At 64.0% G+C, this 21,954-nt stretch carries 23 protein-coding genes and 1 tRNA gene; 8 read left to right on the top strand and 16 right to left on the bottom strand.

Annotated features, from left to right (window positions below; translation table 11 throughout):
* Window positions 1-7: 7 nt before the first annotated feature.
* Genes EOA16_RS20685 through EOA16_RS20665 form a run of 5 tightly spaced genes read right to left on the bottom strand, consistent with a single transcriptional unit; the run spans window position 8 to window position 5,558 of the window.
* On the bottom strand, window positions 8-592 hold the full coding sequence (locus EOA16_RS20685; protein ID WP_127259926.1) for a sarcosine oxidase subunit gamma: 585 nt from the start codon (window positions 590-592) through the stop codon (window positions 8-10).
* A complete protein-coding gene (locus EOA16_RS20680) occupies window positions 585-3,578 on the bottom strand; it encodes a sarcosine oxidase subunit alpha (protein WP_127259925.1) in 2,994 nt (997 codons plus the stop codon). The genes EOA16_RS20685 and EOA16_RS20680 overlap by 8 nt, the downstream gene beginning before the upstream one ends.
* Window positions 3,575-3,871 (bottom strand): sarcosine oxidase subunit delta, encoded by a 297-nt coding sequence (locus tag EOA16_RS20675; protein ID WP_127259924.1) that lies wholly within the window; start codon window positions 3,869-3,871, stop codon window positions 3,575-3,577. The genes EOA16_RS20680 and EOA16_RS20675 overlap by 4 nt, the downstream gene beginning before the upstream one ends.
* A gap of 11 nt (window positions 3,872-3,882) precedes the next feature.
* Window positions 3,883-4,305: a hypothetical protein gene (locus tag EOA16_RS20670; RefSeq protein WP_127259923.1), complete on the bottom strand. Its 423-nt coding sequence runs from the start codon at window positions 4,303-4,305 to the stop codon at window positions 3,883-3,885.
* A complete protein-coding gene (locus tag EOA16_RS20665) occupies window positions 4,305-5,558 on the bottom strand; it encodes a sarcosine oxidase subunit beta (protein ID WP_127259922.1) in 1,254 nt (417 codons plus the stop codon). Before EOA16_RS20665 ends, EOA16_RS20670 begins: the two co-directional genes overlap by 1 nt.
* 215 nt (window positions 5,559-5,773) lie before the next feature.
* Here EOA16_RS20665 and EOA16_RS20660 point away from each other — a divergent pair, with 215 nt between their 5' ends.
* The 8 genes from EOA16_RS20660 (at window position 5,774) to EOA16_RS20625 (ending at window position 11,849) form a co-directional block, all read left to right on the top strand.
* Complete coding sequence (locus EOA16_RS20660) at window positions 5,774-6,142, top strand: YrdB family protein (protein WP_127259921.1); 369 nt, start codon at window positions 5,774-5,776, stop codon at window positions 6,140-6,142.
* Window positions 6,143-6,247: 105 nt separating this feature from the next.
* Window positions 6,248-7,006: an SDR family oxidoreductase gene (locus EOA16_RS20655; RefSeq protein WP_127259920.1), complete on the top strand. Its 759-nt coding sequence runs from the start codon at window positions 6,248-6,250 to the stop codon at window positions 7,004-7,006.
* Between the two features lie 108 nt (window positions 7,007-7,114).
* Window positions 7,115-7,501 carry an SET domain-containing protein-lysine N-methyltransferase gene (locus EOA16_RS20650; RefSeq protein ID WP_127259919.1) on the top strand — a complete coding sequence of 129 codons (387 nt, stop codon included), beginning with the start codon at window positions 7,115-7,117 and terminating at the stop codon, window positions 7,499-7,501.
* Between the two features lie 199 nt (window positions 7,502-7,700).
* Window positions 7,701-7,979 carry a 30S ribosomal protein S21 gene (gene rpsU / locus EOA16_RS20645; RefSeq protein WP_023671138.1) on the top strand — a complete coding sequence of 93 codons (279 nt, stop codon included), beginning with the start codon at window positions 7,701-7,703 and terminating at the stop codon, window positions 7,977-7,979.
* Between the two features lie 124 nt (window positions 7,980-8,103).
* Complete coding sequence (locus EOA16_RS20640) at window positions 8,104-8,946, top strand: tetratricopeptide repeat protein (RefSeq protein ID WP_027037653.1); 843 nt, start codon at window positions 8,104-8,106, stop codon at window positions 8,944-8,946.
* A 208-nt stretch (window positions 8,947-9,154) separates the two neighbouring features.
* Window positions 9,155-9,631 (top strand): DUF992 domain-containing protein, encoded by a 477-nt coding sequence (locus tag EOA16_RS20635; protein ID WP_027037654.1) that lies wholly within the window; start codon window positions 9,155-9,157, stop codon window positions 9,629-9,631.
* Between the two features lie 91 nt (window positions 9,632-9,722).
* Window positions 9,723-10,202: a DUF992 domain-containing protein gene (locus EOA16_RS20630; protein ID WP_127259918.1), complete on the top strand. Its 480-nt coding sequence runs from the start codon at window positions 9,723-9,725 to the stop codon at window positions 10,200-10,202.
* Between the two features lie 210 nt (window positions 10,203-10,412).
* The gene (locus EOA16_RS20625) at window positions 10,413-11,849 is read left to right on the top strand and encodes an MFS transporter (protein WP_127259917.1); all 1,437 of its coding nucleotides are present in this window, start codon (window positions 10,413-10,415) and stop codon (window positions 11,847-11,849) included.
* 11 nt (window positions 11,850-11,860) lie between these two features.
* Here EOA16_RS20625 and EOA16_RS20620 read toward each other — a convergent pair whose 3' ends face one another.
* From EOA16_RS20620 to EOA16_RS20570, 11 genes are all read right to left on the bottom strand, one after another.
* Complete coding sequence (locus tag EOA16_RS20620; protein ID WP_127259916.1) at window positions 11,861-12,553, bottom strand: response regulator transcription factor; 693 nt, start codon at window positions 12,551-12,553, stop codon at window positions 11,861-11,863.
* A complete protein-coding gene (locus tag EOA16_RS20615; RefSeq protein ID WP_127259915.1) occupies window positions 12,550-15,279 on the bottom strand; it encodes a sensor histidine kinase KdpD in 2,730 nt (909 codons plus the stop codon). The genes EOA16_RS20620 and EOA16_RS20615 overlap by 4 nt, the downstream gene beginning before the upstream one ends.
* Window positions 15,280-15,333: 54 nt before the next feature.
* The gene (gene kdpC / locus EOA16_RS20610; RefSeq protein ID WP_127259914.1) at window positions 15,334-15,900 is read right to left on the bottom strand and encodes a potassium-transporting ATPase subunit KdpC; all 567 of its coding nucleotides are present in this window, start codon (window positions 15,898-15,900) and stop codon (window positions 15,334-15,336) included.
* A gap of 74 nt (window positions 15,901-15,974) precedes the next feature.
* Window positions 15,975-18,068 (bottom strand): potassium-transporting ATPase subunit KdpB, encoded by a 2,094-nt coding sequence (gene kdpB, locus EOA16_RS20605; RefSeq protein ID WP_127259913.1) that lies wholly within the window; start codon window positions 18,066-18,068, stop codon window positions 15,975-15,977.
* A complete protein-coding gene (locus tag EOA16_RS20600; protein WP_127259912.1) occupies window positions 18,065-18,280 on the bottom strand; it encodes a hypothetical protein in 216 nt (71 codons plus the stop codon). The genes kdpB and EOA16_RS20600 overlap by 4 nt, the downstream gene beginning before the upstream one ends.
* A gap of 7 nt (window positions 18,281-18,287) precedes the next feature.
* Complete coding sequence (gene kdpA, locus EOA16_RS20595) at window positions 18,288-19,991, bottom strand: potassium-transporting ATPase subunit KdpA (protein ID WP_127259911.1); 1,704 nt, start codon at window positions 19,989-19,991, stop codon at window positions 18,288-18,290.
* Window positions 19,992-20,012: 21 nt separating this feature from the next.
* On the bottom strand, window positions 20,013-20,102 hold the full coding sequence (locus tag EOA16_RS20590) for a K(+)-transporting ATPase subunit F (RefSeq protein ID WP_032808122.1): 90 nt from the start codon (window positions 20,100-20,102) through the stop codon (window positions 20,013-20,015).
* Between the two features lie 452 nt (window positions 20,103-20,554).
* Window positions 20,555-20,857 carry a DUF982 domain-containing protein gene (locus EOA16_RS20585; RefSeq protein WP_023810142.1) on the bottom strand — a complete coding sequence of 101 codons (303 nt, stop codon included), beginning with the start codon at window positions 20,855-20,857 and terminating at the stop codon, window positions 20,555-20,557.
* Window positions 20,858-21,114: 257 nt separating this feature from the next.
* A complete protein-coding gene (locus tag EOA16_RS33660; protein ID WP_206517355.1) occupies window positions 21,115-21,216 on the bottom strand; it encodes a PhnA domain-containing protein in 102 nt (33 codons plus the stop codon).
* The gene (locus EOA16_RS20575; protein WP_206517353.1) at window positions 21,213-21,455 is read right to left on the bottom strand and encodes a GIY-YIG nuclease family protein; all 243 of its coding nucleotides are present in this window, start codon (window positions 21,453-21,455) and stop codon (window positions 21,213-21,215) included. Before EOA16_RS20575 ends, EOA16_RS33660 begins: the two co-directional genes overlap by 4 nt.
* 97 nt (window positions 21,456-21,552) lie before the next feature.
* Window positions 21,553-21,642 (bottom strand) — tRNA-Ser (locus EOA16_RS20570).
* Window positions 21,643-21,954: the final 312 nt, after the last annotated feature.

Below are 21,954 nucleotides of genomic sequence, written 5' to 3'. Positions count from 1 at the left end.
TCCGAGCTCAGACCGCCGCGTCGCGCGATCCCTCGGACAGGAAAGTAAAGACATAGTCCGAGAAGGAACGCCAGCATTCGACACGGAAGGCTTCGTTAGCCGTGCGCAGCAGCACGATCTCGGTCTTACCCAGGATGGTGCGCGACGCTGCTCCCACCGGGAAGGCCTCGAGCGACAGATCCTGCGGGCAGCCCGCATTGATCGTCGCCGCGGCTCCGGCGCCCGTCACGGATATCGCGATGTTGCGATGCGAGACACCGACCGCCGAATGCAGCGCGGATACTTTGGCGCGATCGGCGAGCGGATCGTTGCCGGCCTCGTCGATGACCAGCCATTCGTCGGGGCCGAGCCACAGGGCGGTGCGCCCGCCCTTCGAGGCAGACGTCTTAGGCTTGTTCGGCAAGGTCACGCCGAGCGCCTTCGAAAGCGCTGCAACCGAGCCCTCCGGCGCACGCAATGACATGCGCTCGGCGGGCGGCAGCACCTCGACCTTGACGCCGGCAGCAGTGGTGCTGCGACCAGCCAGCGCCGGACGGCGTTCAACCGAAGGCGATGCAGCCGGAGCCGTCTTCCTTGCAGCGGCCTTAGCCATTGAGGCGACCTCCCGTCTCGTCGAAGAACACCATGCCGGTAACTTCCACTTCGATCACCCCGTTCGGCATCGGCACGTAGAGCGTGTCGCCCATGCGGTCGCGGCCGCCGGCGACCAGCGCCAGCGCGATCGAGCGGCCGCAATTTTCCGACCAGTAGCTCGAGGTGACGTGGCCGATCATCTTCATCGGGATCGCCTGCTTCGGGTCCTCGACGATCTGCGCGCCTTCTTCCAGCACCACCTTGGGGTCCTTGGTCTTGAGGCCAACCAGCTGCTTGCGGCCCTTGGCGACCAGATCCGGCCGGGCCATGCCGCGGATGCCGACGAAATCGGCCTTCTTCTTGCCGACCGCCCAGTCGAGACCGGCATCGTTCGGCGTCACCGTGCCGTCGGTGTCCTGTCCGACGATGATGTAGCCTTTTTCGGCACGCAGCACGTGCATGGCCTCGGTACCGTAGGCGGCCGCACCGTGCTTTTGGCCTTCAGCCCACAGCGCTTCCCAGACGGCCTGGCCATAGTCGGCGGGCACGTTGACCTCGAAGCCGCGCTCGCCGGTGAACGACATGCGGAACAGCCTGGTCGGCACGCCGCAGATCTTGCCTTCGCGCACCGACATATGCGGCAGCCCCTCGTCCGACATGTCGATGCCTTCGACCAACGGCGCGATGATGTCACGCGACTTGGGGCCTTGCACGGCGATGACAGCCCACTGCTCGGTGATCGAGGTCAGCCAGACATTGAGATGCGGGAACTCGGTCTGGAGATAATCCTCCATGTGGTTCATGACGCGCGGCGCGCCGCCGGTCGTCGTGGTCACGTGGAAACGGTCCGGCGCCAGCCTGCCGACGACGCCGTCATCATAGATGAAACCGTCCTCGCGCAGCATGATGCCGTAGCGGCAGCGGCCGGGTTCCAGCTTCTCCCACGGATTGGTGTAGAGCAGTTCCATGAATTTGGCCGCATCCGGCCCGACCACTTCGATCTTGCCCAGCGTCGAGGCATCGAACAGGCCGGCCGTCTTGCGCACCGCGACGCATTCGCGGTCGACCGCCGCGTGCATGTCCTCACCCGCCTTGGGAAAATACCAGGCGCGCTTCCACTGGCCGACATCCTCGAACACGGCACCTTGCGCCTCGGCCCAGGGGTGGATCGCGGTTCTGCGTGTCGGGTCGAACAGCGGACCGCGCGCATGGCTGACGATCGCGCCGAAGGTCACCGGCGTATAGGGCGCCCGGAACGTGGTCAGGCCGACCTCCGGGATCGGCTTGCCCAGCATCTCGGCGGCAATCGCCAGGCCGTGCATGTTGGAGGTCTTGCCCTGGTCGGTCGCCATGCCGTTGGTGGTGAAGCGCTTGACGTGCTCGATCGAGCGCATGCCTTCGTGCACCGCCTGGCGGATGTCCTTGGCGGTGACGTCGTTCTGGAAGTCGACGAAGGCTTTGACCGTCGTGTCCGGCCCGGCGCCGGGCGCCGCACCCAGCATGCCGCGCGACCAGCTCTCCGAGGCATCGACCTTCGGCTTGTTGCCCTTGGCGGTTTTGGCACCCGCATCCTTGGCCGCCTTGGCGCCAGCCGCATAGGCCTCGTCCACCGTGGCAGACAGCCCGTCAGTGCCGTTGCAGGCGCCGACCGAGACGCAATCCTGCGCATAGGTGCCGGGCACGAAGCGCTTGGTCTCGTCGTTGAAGGCGACCTTGCCGCGCGACTGCGAGAACAGATGCACCGACGGCGTCCAGCCGGCCGACATCAGGATCGCATCGACCGGAATGGTGCGTTCGCCGCCGCCGTTCTTCGGCTGCACGGTCATCGACGACACCCTGAGCTTGCCGCCAGCGCGGATCACCGCGCGGCCGAAATTGACCTCGATGCCGAGCGCCCTCGCCTCGTCGATCACCGGTCCGGTCGGATTGTCGCGCAAATCGACGATCGCCGCCACGTTGACGCCGGCCTTCTTCAGGTCGATCGCCGCTGCATAGGCAGAATCATTGGCGGTGTAGACGCCGACATTCCTGCCGACGGCGACGCCATAGTGGTTGAGATAGGTGCGCGCGGCACCCGCCAGCATGATGCCCGGGCGGTCGTTGTCGGCAAACACCATGTGCCGCTCGATCGCGCCGGAGGCCAGCACCACGCGCTTGGCCCTGACCTGCCACAGCCGCTCGCGCGCCAGATCGTGGCCGGGAGCCTTCAGATGATCGCTGACACGCTCGACCAGCGCGACGAAATTCTGCGCGTAATAGCCGAACGCCGTCGTGCGCGAAAGCACGCGGACATTGTCCATGGCAGCGAGCTTCGCCACCGCAGCTTGCGCCCAGGCAAAACCATCCTGGCCGTCGATTTTCGCGCCGCTCTCGAAACGCAGGCTGCCGCCGAACTCGGCCTGCTCGTCGGCGAGGATGACCCGCACGCCCGTTTCAGCCGCGGCCAATGCCGCCGCGATGCCTGCAGCACCGCCGCCCAGCACCAGCACGTCGCAATGCGCGTAGCGTGACGAATAATGGTCGGGATCCGGCTGGTCCGGGGAAACGCCAAGCCCGGCCGCGGCGCGGATCTTTGGCTCGTAGAGGCTCTTCCACGCCGCTTTCGGCCACATGAAGGTCTTGTAGTAGAAGCCGGCCGAAAGCAGCGGTGAGGCGATATCGCTGACCGCGCCGAGGTCGAAGGACAGCGACGGCCACCGGTTCTGCGACTGCGCGTCGAGCCCGTCATAGAGCTCCTGCACGGTTGCCCGCACGTTCGGCGTCTTGCGTGCCGCGTCGCGCTTGATCTCGACCAGCGCGTTCGGCTCCTCGGCGCCCGCCGACAGTATGCCGCGCGGACGATGGTACTTGAACGATCGACCGACGAGATGGACGCCATTGGCGAGCAGCGCCGAGGCCAGCGTGTCGCCTTCGATGCCTGTGTAGGACTGGCCATCGAAGCTGAAGCGCGCGGTCTTCGCCTGTTTGAAGCGGCCGGCTCCTGGAATGCGGAACGCGCCGCTCATTTGCCAACTCCCGGCAGCTTGGAGGGTTTGGGCTCGCCGGCCTTGTAGGTCATGACGAACTTATCGGTGACGGTGTCGCGCACGGCGTTGAAGAAGCGCGCACAGCCATGCATGTGCCGCCACCGCTCATAAATGATGCCCTTGGGGTTAGAGCGGATGAAGAAGAACTTTTCGAAATCGTCATCGCTCTCGCCGGCCATATTGGCCGAGCGCGCGATATGCGCCTCGCCGGCGTTGCGAAACTCGAGTTCCGGACGCTCTTCCTCGCAATAGGGGCAGCGGATGAGAAGCATTTGGTTCGTTCCTACAATTCGCCGTGGCCGACGCGGGCGCCCGCCGGTTGATCGCAAAGCTTCTGTCCCAGGGTCGCGAACGGAGCAACGAGCCGGATGCGTTCTGCCACACTTGCAGCGGGACGGAACAGATCGCGGGACGCCATGTTGCCGAGAGTGAGTTGCATCGGATCGGTGGTGACGATGACTTGACGCGGCTGGAATGTCTCGTCTTGGTCGAGCCCTTCGGGACGTCCCTCGAAGAACATCACCACCCTCTGGCCACCGCTCCAGACGCAGGCCAGCGTGCCGTCGTCGACCGAAAACGGCCAGGCGGTTTCGTTGCCGGTACGGCTGATCGGCTGCGTGCGCACTTCGTCCGCCGACGGAAAATGGAACAAGCCCTGTTCCCCCGCCAGCATCAGCGGCATCGCGACAGCCATCTCAACCATCATCAGTGTGCCACCGCCGCCGCCGCCGCCTCGTCGATGAGCCGGCCGGTGCGGAAGCGCTCGATGGTGAAAGGCGCGTTGATCGGATGCGGATCGTCTTTCGCGATGGTGTGAGCAAAGACATGGCCCGAGCCCGGCGTCGCCTTGAAGCCGCCCGTGCCCCAGCCGCAATTGACATAGAGGCCGGGCACCGGCGTCTTGGCCAGGATCGGCGAGCGGTCGGGCGTGACATCGACGATGCCGCCCCACGAGCGCAGCATCTTCATGCGCGTGAAGATCGGGAACATCTCGCAGATGGCGTCCAGCGTATGTTGCAATATGTGCAGGCCGCCGGTCTGCGAATAGGAGACATACTGGTCTGTGCCGGCGCCGATCACCAGTTCGCCCTTGTCGGACTGCGAGATATAGGCGTGCACCGTGTTCGACATCACCACGCAGGGCACCACCGGCTTGACCGGTTCCGACACCAGCGCCTGCAGCGGATAGCTTTCCAGCGGCATGCGCACGCCGGCCATGTTCATGATGACCGAGGAATGGCCGGCGGCAACGACGCCGACTTTCTTGGCGCCAATGAACCCGCGCGTCGTGTCGACGCCCATGACCGCGCCATTTGGCGCCCGCTTGACCCCGGTGACCTCGCAATTCTGGATGATGTGGACGCCGCGCGCCGAGGCGCCGCGCGCATAGCCCCAGGCAACGGCATCATGACGGGCCGTGCCGCCGCGCCGCTGCAGCGCCGCACCGACCACCGGATAGCGCGCGTCCTTGGAGGTGTTGAGCGGCGGGCAGAATTCCTTCGCCTGCTCCGGCGTCAGCCACTCATTGTCGATGCCGTTCAGCCGGTTGGCGTGGACGTGGCGCTTCAGCACCTGGACGTCGTGCACGTTGTGGGCGAGCATCATGACGCCGCGCGCCGAATACATGACGTTGTAGTTGAGCTCCTGGCTGAGCCCGTCCCACAGCTTCAGCGCATGGTCGTAGATGCCGGCGCTCTCGTCATAGAGATAGTTGGAGCGGATGATGGTGGTGTTGCGGCCGGTGTTGCCGCCGCCGAGCCAGCCCTTTTCCAGCACCGCGACATTGGTTATGCCGTGCACCGTGGCGAGGTAATAGGCGGTGGCCAGGCCATGGCCGCCGGCGCCGACGATGATGACGTCGTATTCTTTCCTGGGCTCAGGCGAGGACCACTGCTCCTCCCAGCCCTTGTGGCCGCGCATGGCCTCGCGGGCGATGGCGAATACCGAATATTTCTTCAACGTCCCAGCCTCTCGCCAAAAGGTCTCGCGAATAGGGGCCGGGCATTCATTCTGTCCCGGCGCGCGAGGTGTATCACTAGCGAAACAGCGCTTCCACCCTTGCGCTGTTTGCGACGGCGCTTGCCGTTTTGCGCCGCGACGAAAAAGACACATGCGATCTGGCTGCCATGGCTGCGTTCAGTCACACTGCCTGCCGCGAGTCTCGGAGGACGAATATGGGCAACGCCTGGTGGAATCTGACGTTGCGGTTTTTGCTGGAGCTTGCCGCGTTGCTCGGCCTCGGCATTGCCGGCTGGAGTCTCTCCGACGGATGGGGGCGCTGGCTCCTCGCGCTGGGCTTGCCGCTCGTTGCGGCCGTACTGTGGGGAATCTTCGCGGTACTCAACGACCCAAGCCGGTCTGGCCGCGCACCGGTGCCTGTGCCCGGCGTGGTGCGGCTGGCGCTCGAGCTGGTCATCCTGTTCGGCGGTGCGGCTGGGTTCTATGGGGCCGGTTACACGACTACGGGCATCATCGTCGCCCTGCTCATCGCCATCAGCTATGCGTTCTCGATGGACCGACTCGGCTGGCTGTTGAGGCAATAGCTCAGGGCGACGCGGCCTTCGCAGGTATCGGGTGGCTCCGACCCGCCCCATTTGCGACCAAGCATCCAATTGCCGGCGCAGCTGGCGCAAAAAAGGACGCAAAAAATGTTCGCACTCACAAACAAGATCGCCATCGTCACCGGCGCCAGTTCCGGCATCGGCCGCGCCACCGCGAGACTATTCGCTGAGGAAGGCGCCAAGGTCATCGTCGCCGCCCGCCGTCAGGCCGAGCTCGATGCGCTTGTCGCCGAGATCGCTGACGCCGACGGCACGGCGGTCGCCCTTGCCGGCGATGTCAGGGACGAAGCCTATGCAAAGGCTCTTGTCGATCTGGCTGTCGAAAAGTTCGGTGGGCTCGACATCGCCTTTAACAATGCCGGCGCCGTCGGCCAGATGGGGCCGATTTCGGACCTGCCGCTGGAAGGCTGGCGCGAGACACTCGACACCAACCTCACCAGCGCGTTCCTCGGTGCGAAATACCAGGTGCCGGCGATGATCGAGCGCGGTGGCGGTTCGCTGATCTTCACCTCCACTTTCGTCGGCCACACCGTCGGCATGCCAGGCATGACCAGCTATGCCGCGAGCAAGGCAGGCCTGATCGGGCTGACGCAGGTGCTTGCCGCCGAATATGGGCCGAAAGGCGTTCGCGTCAACGCGCTGCTGCCCGGCGGGACCGACACACCGGCGGCAACCTTCAAGACCCCGGAATCACGGGCTTTCGTCGAAGGCCTGCATGCTTTGAAGCGTGTCGCGATGCCGGAGGAGATCGCCCGCTCGGCGCTCTATCTCGCCTCCGACGCCTCGAGCTTCACCACCGGAGCGGCACTGCTGGCCGATGGCGGCGTGTCGATCAACCGGACGTGAAGAATTCAAGCGGCGGGATGGATGTCTTAGTCGCCAGGCAAACGGCCGGTCTTGATTTTTCGCCGCGATTTGGTGATTCCGTTTCTGTCTAAAAGCGGGTCTGGAACCATGATGCTGATCAGAACCTATGTGACTGCGAGTGCGATCGAAGGCGTCGGCGTGTTCGCCGCGGAGCCAATCGGGAAAGGCGCTTCGATCTGGCGGCTCGATCCGGATTTCGACCGGCTGATCCCCATGGACAAATACGAGACGGCACCATCGCATCTCAGGGAGTTGCTCGACCGCTATGCCTATCCGAGCCCGGACCGGCCAGGTTTCATGGTCTATGAAGTCGACAACGGCCGCTTCATGAACCATTCCAGCAATCCGAATACGGATTTTTCGCAATATGGCGGGGCCACCGCGACCCGCGACATCGCCGTGGGCGAGGAGATCACCTGCGACTACGGCGAGTTTTTCGAGGATTTCGAGCTGTTGCACCTCGCGACGGCCTAGCCGGCTCCCTATCTCAGAGGCAAGTGGCCACTTGCCCCGGGCAAACAGACGGCGGCTGGCCTCGCAAATTCATTTCCGCTGTGGACAGTGCGGTATGATTCTGCTATCAGCCGCCACAATTCGTGGTGTAAACCGCCGCGGAGGCTAGTGGCTATGGCCGCTTGCCTGTTGATATCAAACCCGAAAGACAGGATTGCCCGTGCAGGTACTCGTCCGCGACAATAACGTTGATCAGGCGCTTCGCGCTCTCAAGAAGAAGATGCAGCGCGAAGGCATTTTCCGCGAAATGAAGATGCGCGGTCACTACGAGAAGCCGTCCGAGAAGCGCGCCCGTGAGAAGGCTGAAGCCGTCCGCCGCGCCCGCAAGCTGGCCCGCAAGCGCGCCCAGCGCGAAGGCTTGCTGCCGATGACGCCGCGCCCGGTTGCTGCTGGCGCCGCCGGTGGCCCAGGTGGCGCTCCGCGTCCGCCGCGGTTCTAACGCCAATTTTTCGTCCTTTTCGAAGGATATCAGAGGTGGCGCGATGTGGAATCGCCGCCACCTTTTTGTTTTGATGTGACCGGTCCGGAGGGGGAACCGGACTTGAAGTGAGGACAGGGCAGACATGAACGCAACGAGCGTGGAGCGCGGGACCGCATTGCGTGGTTTCGCCCTGACAGCAGCCCTGCTCTCCGGGCTGGCGCTTGCCGGCTGCCAAACGGCGGGCCCGACCGGTGAATTCAACAACATCGACAAGGCGCAAGGGTCGAGCGAGAACATTTCCTCGCTGTCGGGGGTCATCCAGCGCAATCCCCAGGATCCCGAAGGCTACAATGTGCGCGGCTCGGCCTATGGCCGTGGTGGTCAGTACCAGGCGGCGCTCAAGGATTTCAATCAAGCCATCCAGCTCAATCCGAATTTCTTCCAGGCCTATTCGAATCGCGCGCTCATCCAGCGCTTCCTCGGCAACCAGGAAGCCGCGCTGGCGGACTACAACCGTTCGATCCAGATCAACTCAAACTATGACGCCGCCTATATCGGCCGCGGCAATCTCTACCGCAAGGCGGGTCGCACCCAGGACGCCTTCAACGACTTTCAGAAGGCGATCCAGCTCGATACGACCGACGCGCGCGCCTACCACAATCGAGGCCTGATCTATCAGAGCCAGGGCCAGCACAAATTCGCCATCGAGGACTTCTCGACCGCCATCTCGCTGGCGCCGGACGCCGCCGAGCCCTACAACGGCCGCGGCCTCTCTTATCTGGCGACCAACGACGAAGACAACGCCTTCTCCGATTTCAACATGGCGATCAAGCTCGACGGCAGAAATGCCGAGGCCTGGTCCAATCAGGCGCTGATCTACGAGCGGCGCGGCGACAAGGCCAAGGCAGCGAAATCCTATAAGGAAGCCGTTCGGCTTGATCCGACCTACCAGCCGGCCAAGGATGGCCTCGCCCGCGTCAGCTGATCTCGGTTTCGGCAGGCGCTCCCCATACAAATCCGCGTGACATCCAAGTGCCGCGGGATCCTTTGGCTGTCCGAAAGGACGCACGTCGCAACCGCGCATTAACCCCGGCAGGAGGCTTTCGGCCCCTGCCTTGATCGCGCCAAGTTTTCAGCGGAACGGTCTACCCTCCCAAGCCGTTGTTGAAAGTAGTTTGCGAAAGGACCCTCCCATGATCAAGAAACTCGCCTGCGCCGCTGCCCTCGCCACGACGATGTTCGCGGTGGCTCCAGCCAGCGCCGGCAAGCTGCAACTCGGCACGCTCGATTGCACCATCGACGGCGGCACCGCCTACATCGTCGCCTCCAACAAGGGCGTGTCCTGTGTCTTCCGGCCTCATCATCACGGACCGTCCGAGGTTTACACAGGCGTCATCTCCAAGATCGGCCTCGATGTCGGCCAGACGCATCAGGGCCAGCTCGTCTGGGCCGTGCTGGCTGCGACCCGGGACAGTGACGGGGGCGATCTCGCCGGCAGCTACTACGGTGTCAATGCCGAGGCGAGCGTCGTGACCGGCGGCGGCGCCAACCTGCTGGTTGGCGGCCTGGACAGCGCCTTCATGCTGGAGCCGCTCAGCGTCCAGGCGCAGACCGGCGTCAACCTTGCCGTGGCTGTGACCTCGCTCCAGCTGATCCACTCGTTCAAGTGAATGCATGGAGCCATGCGCTCCATGCCCCCTCACTCCGCGGCGCGGAACCAGATAGGATGGTTCCGCGCCGCGGATTTTTGAGGGGACCATCATGCTGAAGACAGCCATCGCTGCCGCCATGTTCACCACGCTCTCCGGAGCCGTGCAGGCGCAGGACCGAGGCGTAGAACTCGGTACGCTTGACTGTGCCATTGGCGGCGGCACCGGCTTCATCTTCGGCTCGAGCAAGGATCTGAGCTGCACCTTCAACCCCGCCGACAAAAGCTTCGCGCCGGAAGCCTATTTCGGCGCCGTCAACAAATACGGCCTCGACATCGGCACGACGAAGCAGACGATCATGCAGTGGATCGTGCTGACGCCGCTGAAGAACATCTATGCGCCGGGTGCGCTGGCCGGCGACTACATCGGCGCCAGCGCGGAGGTGACGGCCGCCGTCGGCGCCGGCGCCAATCTGCTGGTCGGCGGCTCCTCTCAGGCGTTCACCTTGCAGCCGCTCAGCTTGCAGACGCAGACCGGCATGAACCTCGCGATCGGCGTCAGCCAGTTCCAGCTGCGCAGCACCGAGAACTGATCGCGCAACCAACCCGGCAATCGGAAAGGCTGCCGCGCGAACGGTCCTCGAAAAACCGCTTGAACTCAACCCCGGTTGAGGTTTTACAAGCCTGCCCCGAGCGCAACGACGCCTCGATCCGGCGCTGTCGATTCGCATGGTCCTGCCGGAAACCCGCACTGGCTTCTGGCGTCCTGCGCTGGCGTCGAGATATGCAAGACGGGGGTGGAAATGACCGAGATCAGCACAAACAGGGTCGACTGGCGCGTATTGTGGGCAAGCGGCGACCTGGCGCGCTTCTGCTTCATCAGCCTCGGCATTCTGCTGCACGCCACCAACGAAACGATGGTGGCAACGGTGATGCCGGCCATGGTCGGCGAACTGGCGGGCGTACAGCTCGTCGGCTGGTCGCTGGCGATCTACGAACTCGGCGCCATCGTTGCCGGCGCGGCCGCCGGACGACTGGTGAGTTATGTCCCCTTGCGCACCAACATGGTGGTCGCCGCGCTGCTCTACGCAGCAGGCGCGCTGATCTGCGCCACCTCGCCTTCCATGCAACTGTTCCTCGCCGGCCGCCTGATCGAAGGGCTTGGCGGCGGTGCGCTGGTGTCGCTGGCCTTCGTCTCGGTCGAACGGCTGTTCTCGCGCGCTATCTGGCCGCAGCTTTTCGGCATCATGTCGGCGATCTGGGGCGTCGCCGCCTTCAGCGGACCATTGCTCGGCGCGATCATGACCGAGCTTTTGTCATGGCGCTGGGCCTTCGGCATCTTCACCCTTGGCGGCACCGCCATGGCGCTGGCAAGCTTCATCGTGCTCGACACGCCGGAGGCGACGAAACCCAGGACGACCACAGGCAAGGCGCCACCCTTCCCGTTCGCAGCCCTTGGCTGCCTTGCCGTGGCGGTGGTGCTGATCGCCTCGGCCGGCGTCGACATCGCCTTGCTGCGCTCCTCGCTGCTGATGGCCCTCGGCCTTATCGGCCTGGTGCTGTTCTTCACCATCGACGCGCTGAAGCCGCGTTCGCGGCTGTTCCCGGCACGGCTGTTCTCATGGCGCACGCCGGTCGGCGCAGGCATGACCATGGTTGCCGCCTTTTCGGTGGCGACTTGTTCCTTCGGCGTCTACGGGCCGCTGCTGCTGACCAGCCTGCACGACATTCCGCTGCTGACCACCGGCTACATCATCGCCGCCGAATCGATCGCCTGGTCGATCCTGTCGATCCTGGTCGCCAACGCGCCGCCGCGGCGCGAGCGGCTGATCATCATCGGCGGCGCGGTGATGATCGCGGCCGGCATCGCCGGCTTTGCCTACACGATACCCCTGGGCTCCATCCCGCTCATCCTGATCTGCGCCCTGTTGCAAGGCGGCGGCTTCGGCATCGCCTGGCCCTTCCTGACGCGTGTCATCGTCGCCTCCGCCCCGGAGGGCGAGCAGACCATCGCCTCGGCGGCGGTGCCGACCATGCAGCGCATCGGCTATGCCGTGGGCGCCGCACTGGCCGGCATCGTCGCCAATGCCAGCGGCTTTTCGCAAGGTTTGAACCACGACGCGGCGGCGAATGTCGCTAGCTGGCTGTTTCTTGCCTTCGTGCCGCTCGGCATTGTCGGCTGCCTGGCGGCCTTGCGGGTTTCCAGACCGTTTGGTCGGCAGCTGGAAGCGATCGGCTAATTCCAACCCGCTCACTCGACCTCGCGCAGGCGGTAGCCGACGCCGGTCTCGGTGGTGATGTAGCGCGGCTGGTCGGGGCTCTTCTCGATCTTCTGCCTGAGCTGCCGCACATAGACCCTGAGATACTGCACGTCGGTCGAGTCGCCCCAGACCTGCTTCAACAGGAAATGATGGGTCAGCACCTTGCCGGCGTGCTGCACCAGCATGCGCAGGATGTCGTATTCCTTCGGCGAGAGCTTTACCTCCTTGCCCTCGACTTTGACGAGGCGCTTGACCAGATCGACGCTGAGATCGCCGGTCTGGAAAATCGGCTTCTCGCCCTGTCGCTGGAGCTTGTGGCGGAGCGCCACCCGAATGCGTGCGACCAGTTCGTTCATGCCGAAGGGTTTGGTGACATAGTCGTCGGCGCCGAGTTCCAGGGCCTGGACGATACCGGCCTCGTCGGTCCGGCTGGACAGGATGACCACCGGAATGTCGAGACCGTCGTCGCGCCATTTGCGCAGCAGCTCATGGCCGCTCATGCCGGGCAGGCCAAGGTCGAGCAGGACGAGGTCCGGCTTCTCCGCCTCCATCAGCTCGATCGCCACCCTGGCGTTAGGCGCCTCGCTGACCGCATAGCCCTGGCTGCCGAGCCCGACGCGCAGCAGCTTACGGATCGGCGGCTCGTCATCGACGACCAGTATCCTGACGTTCGAGTTTGTCATGCCAGGTCACCCACATCGTCCGTATTCGAGGCGTCGAGATCGGGCGGGTTCGCCGGCTTCGGCATCTTGACGGTGAAAACCGCGCCCGAACCGTCGGTCCGGTTTGCCGCCGTGATCGTGCCCCCCATCGCCTCGACGAAGCCGCGGCAGATCGACAGCCCGAGCCCGGTGCCGGCACGGACCTGATCGCCCTTGCGCACCCTGTAGAACGTGTCGAAAATCCGCTCCAGATCGCCGGAAGGAATGCCTGGCCCTTCATCCATGATCTGCAGCAGGACGGAGCCATTGTCGGTCCAGCCCTGCACGCGGATCGTCGAGCCTGCCGAGGCATATTTCGCCGCATTGTCGAGAAGATTGAACAGCGCCTGCTCGAACAGGACGGGGTCGACCTTCAACATCGGCAAATCCCTGGGGATGTCCGTCTCGATCCTGTGCTCGCCAATGATTTTCCTGGCCCTTTGCAGGGCGGAGCCGACGATGTCGCCGACATAGTGAAAGGCGTAGTTCGGCTCCATCGCGCCGGACTCGATCTTGGTCATGTCGAGCAGATTGGCGATGAAGCGGTTCAGCCGCTCGGATTCGTCGAGCACCGTCGACAGCAGTTCGGCCCGATCCGATTCGGGAAGCGCGGCTGAAAAATCCCGCAGCGTGCCGGCCGCGCCCATGATGGCGGCGAGCGGCGTCTTCAGATCATGGGAAATTGAGGTGAGCAGCGCCGAGCGCAGCCTGTCCGCCTCGGCCGCGAGCTTGGCGCGGTCGACGTCGGCGACCAGTTGGATACGCTCGATGGCGACCGCCGCCTGGTCGGCCAGTGCGTCAAGCAGCCGCTGCTGCTCGGGCGTCAGCAGCGGTCCTTGCTTGTCGTTGTCGAGGCCGACGACACCGATCGCCGTGCGCCCCGTCCGCAAGGGCAGATAGAGGCGCTTGGCGCCCGGAAGCGTGTCGGCGCCGCGACCGGCGGCACGATTGTGCTCCCAGGCCCAGCGGGCGGCGGCGATGTCGGCTTCGGCCAGCGTGTCGTCCGGCGGATAGCCGGCCTTGACGGTGATCGTCCCGTCTTCCGGCAACAGCAGCACCACGCGCAGCTTCAGCATCGAAGCGATCTGAAAGGCGGTAGCCCATAGAACGTCGTCCAGCGTCCCGGCACCGGCGAGCTTCTTCGAAAAAAGGTAGATGTCCTCGGTCGCCCGCGCCCGCGAGCGGGCGGCGACCGCCTGGCGCTGCACGCGCGCCGTCAGATTGCTGGCAATGACCGCAACGACGAGAAAGACGCCAAGCGCGACGATGCTCTCCGGATCCCTGATCGTCAGCGTATAGCGGGGCTCCAGAAAGAAATAATTGAAAGCAAGGGCGCTGACGAAACAGGCATACAGAGCCGGCCACAGGCCGCCGGTCACTGCCGATGCCAGCACCCCGATGAGAAGAATGATCGCCAGATTGCGAACATCGAGGAACTGGTCGAGAAGGACGGCGAAGGCGAGCGAGCCGATGACAAAGGCCGTGGCCTTGAGATAGGGCCAGATTTCGAACTGCCACTGCTCGTCCGCCGCCTTGACGCTCCTCGACGCCGTCTCGGTGCCGCGCTCGCTTCCCGAAATGACATGGACGCTGATATCGCCGGCGTTGCGGATGAGATCGTAGGTGAGCGAGCCTTCGATCAATTCGCGCCAGCGCGACCGGGTCGGCCTGCCGACCACGATATGGGTGAAATTGTTCGCCGTCGCATAACGCACGATGTCCTGCGCCACATTCTGACCCGGAATGGTCGTCACCTCGGCGCCAAGCTGTTGGGCAAGGCGCAGGTTCGTCGCCAGCCGGTCCTTGTCGTCTTCGGGCATGCTGGCCGAACGAGTGCTGTCGACGTGCAGCGCCGTCCACGGAGCACGCAGCCGGTCGGCCAGCCTGCGCGCATAGCGCACGCGGGCCGCTCCTCCCGGACGCGCGTCGAGGCAGACGAGAACCCTTTCGCCTGCCGCCCACGGTCCGGGAATGGCGTGCGCCTGCATATGAATGAGCAACTGGTCGTCGACACGCTGTGCGGTGCGGCGCAGCGCCAGTTCCCTGAGCGCTGTCAGATTGCCCGGCGAGAAATAGTTCTCGATCGCGCGCTGCGCGGTGTTCGGGAAATAGACCTTGCCTTCCTCGAGCCGCTTGATCAGGTCATCAGGGGTGAGATCGATGATCTCGACATCGTCGGCCTGGTCGATGACAGAATCGGGAACCGTCTCGCGGACCCTGACCTTGGTGATCTGGGCGACGACGTCGTTCAGGCTTTCGACATGCTGGATGTTGAGCGTCGTGTAGACGTCGATGCCGTGCGTCAGGATTTCCTGGACGTCGAGATAGCGCTTGGGATGGCGGCTGCCAGGCGCATTGGTGTGTGCGAGTTCGTCGACAAGAACCAGCGCCGGGCGCCGGGCGAGGATTGCATCGATATCCATCTCGTCGAGGATGCGCCCCTTGTAGTCGACCTTGCGGCGGGCAATGACCTCATAGCCCTCGACCAGGGCCACCGTCTCCTTGCGGCCATGCGTTTCGACGACGCCGATCACCACATCGACGCCATCGGCCAGCTTGGCGCGGCCCGACATCAGCATCTCGTAGGTCTTGCCGACGCCGGGTGCCGCGCCGAGGAAAATCCTCAGCCGGCCGCGCCCCTCCCGCCCCGCATGGTCAAGCAGTGCGTCGGGTGAGGGTCTGGCGTCGCTGCTTCTGTCGTCAGGCATCGGGATCGATCATGGATGGCGCCGGGGGTACTGTCGATCCCCGGCCCGCACCATTCACTGTTTCGCGGCGTCCAGCGCAAGGTTGAGGCCAAGCACGTTGACCATAGGCTCGCCCATGAAGCCGAGTTCCCTGCCCTCGACCTGGCTGTCGACAAGCGCCTTGACCTTGGCTTCGTCGATGCCCCTGGCCTTGGCCACCCGGGCGACCTGGAAGTAGGCGGCTTCCGGGCCGATGTCGGGATCGAGGCCGCTGCCGGACGTCGTCACCAGATCCATCGGCACGGGCTGGTTCGGATTTTCCGCTTTCAACTTCTCGGCGTCGCCCTTGATACGATCGATCAGCTTGGGATTGGTCGGACCGAGATTGCTGCCGCTCGAGGCCGCCGCATTGTAGCCGTCGCCGGCAGCCGAGGGGCGGCCGTGGAAATACTTGTCGCTGGCAAACCCCTGGCCGATCAGTTCGGAGCCGATGATCTTGCCGTCCTTCTCGACCAGGCTGCCATTGGCCTGGCGAGGGAACAGCGCCTGGGCGATGCCGGTCATGCCCAAGGGATAGATCAGGCCGGTCAGGACCGTGAAGAAGACGATCATGATGATCGCGGGTCTTATCTGGGTGAGCATGGAGATGTTCCTCAGAGCAATTCCAGGAAAAGTGTGGAACGGTTTTCCGTCCGGAATTGCGTTAAAATAAAGAGTTAAGCGAGGCCAAGCGCGGTGACGATCATGTCGATCGCCTTGATGCCGACGAAAGGCACGATGAGGCCGCCGAGGCCGTAGACAAGCAGGTTGCGGCTGAGAAGCGAGCCGGCGCCGATAGCCCTGTATTTGACGCCCTTCAGCGACAGCGGGATCAGCGCGATGATGATCAGCGCGTTGAAGATGATGGCCGACAGGATCGCACTCTGCGGCGTCGCCAGATGCATGACGTTGAGTGCCTGCAGCGGGCCGGTCGTCTGCCCCGGTGCGACGTAGAAGACAGCGAACATCGCCGGGATGATGGCGAAATACTTGGCCACGTCGTTGGCGATCGAGAAGGTCGTCAGCGAGCCCCGCGTCATCAAGAGCGCCTTGCCGATCTCGACGATCTCGATGAGCTTGGTCGGATCGCTGTCGAGATCGATCATGTTGCCGGCCTCGCGGGCGGCGACCGTGCCGGTGTTCATGGCGACGCCGACATCGGCTTGCGCGAGGGCTGGCGCATCGTTGGTGCCGTCGCCGCACATGGCGACCAGCTTGCCCTTGGCCTGTTCGTCGCGGATCAGCTTCAGCTTGTCCTCCGGTGTGGCCTGCGCGAGGAAGTCGTCGACGCCGGCTTCCGCGGCGATGGCTGCCGCCGTCATCGGATTGTCGCCGGTGATCATCACCGTGCGGATGCCCATGCGGCGCAGTTCGGTGAAGCGCTCCCTGATGCCGCCCTTGACGATATCCTTGAGGTGGATGACGCCGAGCAGGCGGCCGTCGCGTTCGACCGCCAGCGGCGTGCCGCCGGACTTGGCGATCTCGTCGGCGATGGCCTGAAGATCGCGGATGGATTCGCTGCTTGGGCGCGTGCCATGGGCGGCGGCTGCCGACTGGTTGACATGGGCAAGCACGGAATCGACGGCGCCCTTGCGCACCGACGAACCATCGATGTCGACGCCGCTCATACGGGTTTGCGCGGTGAAGGGCACGAAGGTGGCGTGCAGCGTTGCCATGTCGCGGGCGCGGATGGCGTATTTCTCCTTGGCCAGAACGACGATCGAGCGGCCTTCCGGCGTTTCGTCGGCGAGCGAGGCGAGTTGCGCTGCGTCGGCCAGTTCCTGCTCGGTGACGCCCTTGACCGGGCGGAACTGCGTCGCCTGGCGGTTGCCGAGCGTGATCGTGCCGGTCTTGTCGAGCAGCAGCGTATCGACGTCACCGGCAGCCTCGACAGCGCGACCCGACATGGCCAGCACGTTGAAGCGCACCAGACGGTCCATGCCGGCGATGCCGATGGCCGAAAGCAGCGCGCCGATCGTGGTCGGGATCAAGGTGACGAACAGCGCCACCAGAACGGTCACCGAGATATAGCCGCCCGAATAGGAAGCAAAACTCGGGATCGTCGCGGTGGCCAGCACGAAGATCAGCGTCATGCCGACGAGCAGGATGTTGAGCGCGATCTCGTTCGGCGTCTTCTGACGCTCCGCACCTTCGACCAGCGAGATCATGCGGTCGAGGAAGGTGTGGCCGGAGGCGGCCGTGATGCGCACGCGGATCCAGTCGGACAGCACCTGCGTGCCGCCGGTGACCGCCGAACGATCTCCGCCGGATTCGCGGATCACCGGCGCGGATTCGCCCGTGATCGCAGCCTCGTTTACCGAAGCGACACCTTCGATCACTTCGCCGTCGGACGGGATGATGTCGCCGGCCTCGACCAGCACGGCATCGCCGACCTTGAGGCTGGTGCCGGGCACGAGTTTATATTTGGTGCGGTCTTCACCGGCCAAAAGCTTGGCCTGGGTCTCGGTGCGTGCTTTGCGCAGCGAATCCGCCTGCGCCTTGCCGCGGCCTTCGGCGACCGCTTCGGCGAAGTTGGCGAACAGCACGGTGAACCACAGCCAGATGATGATCTGCAGCGTGAAGCCGAGATTGCCGCCGCCGGTGACCACATCCTTGATGAACAGCACCGTGGTGAGCGCCGATACGACGGCGACGACGAACATCACCGGATTCCTGGCCAGCGTGCGCGGGTCGAGCTTGCGGAAGGCGCCGCCGATGGCGGGAAGCAAGATGCGGGCATCCATGATGCTGGCTGATTTCGAGTGGCTCATTTTGAAGCTCCGGCTTCGGTGTTGTTGGACGGCACCGGATGATCGGATGCCGAAAAGAGATGGGGCGGCCCGTAGGCCAGCAGCCAGAGGACGAGCATGACTGCCGCAAGACCAAGAAACGTCGACAGGGTCGGGAAAGGAGGAGGTCTCTCCTCCTTCCCATGATCGCCACCGTGGCTGATCTTGCGACGCATGGTGTTGAACCAGGACATGACGGCCTCAGAAGGTCTGCCCGTGAGCCATCGCCAGGTGCTCGATGATCGGTCCGACGGCGAGCGCCGGGAAGAAGGTAAGGCCACCGACGATCAGGATGACGCCGATCAGCAGCCCGACGAACAGCGGGCCATCGGTCGGGAAGGTGCCGGCGGAAGCCGGAACCGTCTTCTTCGCCACCAGCGAGCCGGCAATGGCCAGCGCCGGGATGATGACCAGGAAGCGGCCCATCAGCATGCCGATGCCGATGGTGATGTTGTACCAGGGCGTGTTGCCGCTGAGGCCGCCAAAGGCCGAACCGTTGTTGGCCGCCGCCGAAGTGTAGGCATAGAGGACCTCCGAGAAGCCGTGCGGGCCGGCATTGCCCATCGACGCTACGCCCGTCGGCAGCACGACGGCGATGGCCGTGAAGATCAGCATCGCCAGCGGCAGGCACAGTATGGCCAGCATCGCCATCTTGACCTCCTTGGCCTCGATCTTCTTGCCGAGATATTCGGGCGTGCGGCCGACCATCAGGCCGGCGACGAAGACGGCGACGACGATGTACATCAGGATGCCGTAGAGGCCCGCGCCGACACCGCCGACGATGACTTCGCCAAGCTGCATGTTGACGATCGGGATCATGCCGCCGAGCGCCGTGAACGAGCCGTGCATGGCGTTCACCGCGCCGCAGGAAGCGGCCGTGGTGATGACGGCAAACAGCGCCGACAAGGCGATGCCGAAACGCGTCTCCTTGCCCTCCATGTTGCCGCCGTCGATGCCCAGCGCATGCACCAGCGGGTTGCCGGCGGCTTCCGCCCAGTAGCAGATGGCGACACCGGCGATGAACATGACGCCCATGGCCGAGAGGACCGCCCAGCCCTGGCGCTGGTTGCCGATCATGCGGCCGAAGACGTTGGTCAGGGCGGCGCCGATGGCGAAGATCGACACCATCTGGATCAGGTTGGAGATCGCGTCGGGGTTCTCGAACGGGTGCGCGGCATTGGCGTTGAAGAAGCCGCCGCCATTGGTGCCGAGCATCTTGATGGCCACCTGCGAAGCGACCGGGCCGACGGCGATGGTCTGCTGCGCGCCTTCCAGCGTCGTGGCGTCGACATAGGCGCCCAGCGTCTGCGGCACGCCGAGCCAGACATAGGCCAGCGTCAGCACGATGCAGAACGGCAGCAGCAGATAGAGTGTGGAGCGGGTCATATCGACCCAGAAATTGCCGATCGACTTGCCCGAGGCCCGCGCAAAGCCGCGGATCAGCGCGATGGCGATGGCAATGCCGGTGGCCGCCGAAACGAAGTTCTGCACCGTCAGCCCGGCCATCTGCACGAGATAGGACATCGTGCTCTCGCCACCATAGTTCTGCCAGTTGGTGTTGGTCATGAAGCTGGCGGCGGTGTTGAAGGCCAGCCCTGGTTCAACCGCTGTCATGCCGGCCGGGTTGTAAGGCAGGCTGCCTTGCAGGCGCTGCAGGACATAGAGCACCAGGAAGCCGGCGAGGTTGAACAGCAGCAGAGCCACCGCATATGTGGTCCAATGCTGTTCCTCGCGCTCGCTGGTTCCGCAAAGGCGATAAAGCCCGCGCTCGAGCGGGCCGAAGAGTGGCGAAAGCAGTGTGCGGTCGCCGTTGAAGACGCGGAGCATGTAGCCGCCGAGCGGCTTCACCAGCAAAATGACGATCCCGCAATAGACCAGGATCTGTATCCAACCGTTCAGTGTCATGGCTTTGGGCTTTCCGTGCCTTCAGAAGCGTTCTGGACGAACGAGGGCGTATGTCAGGTAGGCGAGCAGGAACAGCGTAACGCCGCCACCGAGAATATAGTCGACGATCATCTTTTCAGCCTCGCTCTAGAGCGCGTCACAAGATTTGATGTAGGCGAAACAAAGGGCGAAGAACAAGATTCCGACCCCAATAACGGCTATATCCATTGCGTTTATTCCTTTTTATTCTTTTGTACTTTGCGAATTTGACAGGAGGGATCGCAATATCTCGAAAGTGGCCCGTCGCATCCTTCGCGACGGAACCGGTTGTGTTTTCTGAAGGGAATATGGACCCGATCGCCATAAAGGTTCGAGACGGGGCGCAGTGGAAAGAAATAGGAATTTCATAAAGATCTTTGCGCGGGCTCTTCCGAACACTCCACGCAGGGATTGTCGCGCAAGACACACGGCCAGCCACTGGATTGCGATTTCCTCGCGAGCTGCCGGAAAGGCGAAAGCCCGGCTGGGGCCAGCCGGGCTTTCTATGGTGGTGCGGCTTTAGCCGCCACGGAGGGCGGCAATCTTCAGGCGGCGTAGCCGCCATAGCCACGCGCAACGGCGTGCACGCCCGCCACCGGCTCGAGGTCCGGCCACAGGATGCCGGCGGCTTGCGCGAATTCGAGCAACGCCCGGCGCGCCTGCTCGACGCTCACATAACCTGGGACGGCAAGATCACATGCCTTCACCGCGTTTCGGTAAAGCGGCCCCCGGCGGGAGGTCGTCCAATTGGTGAGGAAATCGTGCATTTCGGCCAGCGAGGCAATCTCGCGCTTGAAGCCGAGGCCGACCGACAGTGCGACCGGTGAATGAAACAGCTTGTCGTGCATGAAGCGGGCTCCTGGTTTTTCGCGCGCTTGGAGAGATATCCGGGCGGGTCCGCGAACGGGACGCCGTGAAACGCGCAACGAGGCCGGAGGTTCCAGGCTTGGGCCTTGGCGATTTTTTATTGTGCCTGGTCGGCGAAATTATCAATTTTGCAGCGCGACTATCGTGCCGGGCGCTCAACGGCTTCGCAGTCCACTTGGCGACGGCAAGCTCTCCAAAATCCCGAAGGAGCCATCGAGATCGCTTGCCGCCTTGAGGATCACGCCTTCTTCACGAACTCGGTCTTGAGCACCAGGCCCTTCACTTGCTTGGTGTTGCATTCGATCTCGCCGGGATTGCCGTTCAGGCGAATGGCCTTCACCAAAGGCGCTTGTTGGCGAATGCGTGCCCCGAACCGGATTTGAGATAACGCTCGAATGACGCGGCCCTGGCCGGATTCGAGAAGCCCATATAGGTGACGATCCGCCAAGGCAGGAACTTGGATGTATGACCGGATTTTCCCGAATTATGCTCAGCAAGCCGTCGTTTCAGATCCGACGTTACGCCGATATAGCGCTCACCTTTCACAGCCTCGCTCTCCAGAAGATACACATGCCACATCTGATGTTTACCGCCCTCCTTCGCTACGGCTTCGAAGGGCACCTGCTTCGCACAGAGGCTCGGGCTTGTCCTGCGAAGCTCGTAGAGCGAAGCAGGATGGCGGAGAGAGCGGGATTCGAACCCGCGTTACGGTCTCCCGTAAACACACTTTCCAGGCGTGCGCCTTCAACCACTCGGCCACCTCTCCGTCCATGCATGTCACGTCGGCCGGTTTTGCCGTGCGGGTTGGGGAGATGCACCTCCCTCGGGCAAGGCGGAACTTCCGCCATCGGCGTCGCCAACCAGCAAACGCCTTCCCCCGCACCTGAGCCGTCGAAGCAACAGGCGCGGGGCTCATCTAGTCGATCCGGCGCCGAATGCCAAGCCATAACGGCAGTCTATTCGCTTTGCCGGCCACACAGTGTTTCGCAAGGCCGCCGGCACGCCCGTTTTTGCAGGCGCCGCCGCTGCAATGGTGTGCACAGGCAGGACCGCAGGGCCGGCCGCCCTTGACTTCCCC

Source organism: Mesorhizobium sp. M7A.F.Ca.US.008.03.1.1 (assembly GCF_003997495.1).
GTDB lineage: Bacteria > Pseudomonadota > Alphaproteobacteria > Rhizobiales > Rhizobiaceae > Mesorhizobium.
The sequence above is the reverse complement of the archived record's forward strand: the minus strand, read 5'-3'. Positions and strand labels throughout refer to the sequence as shown.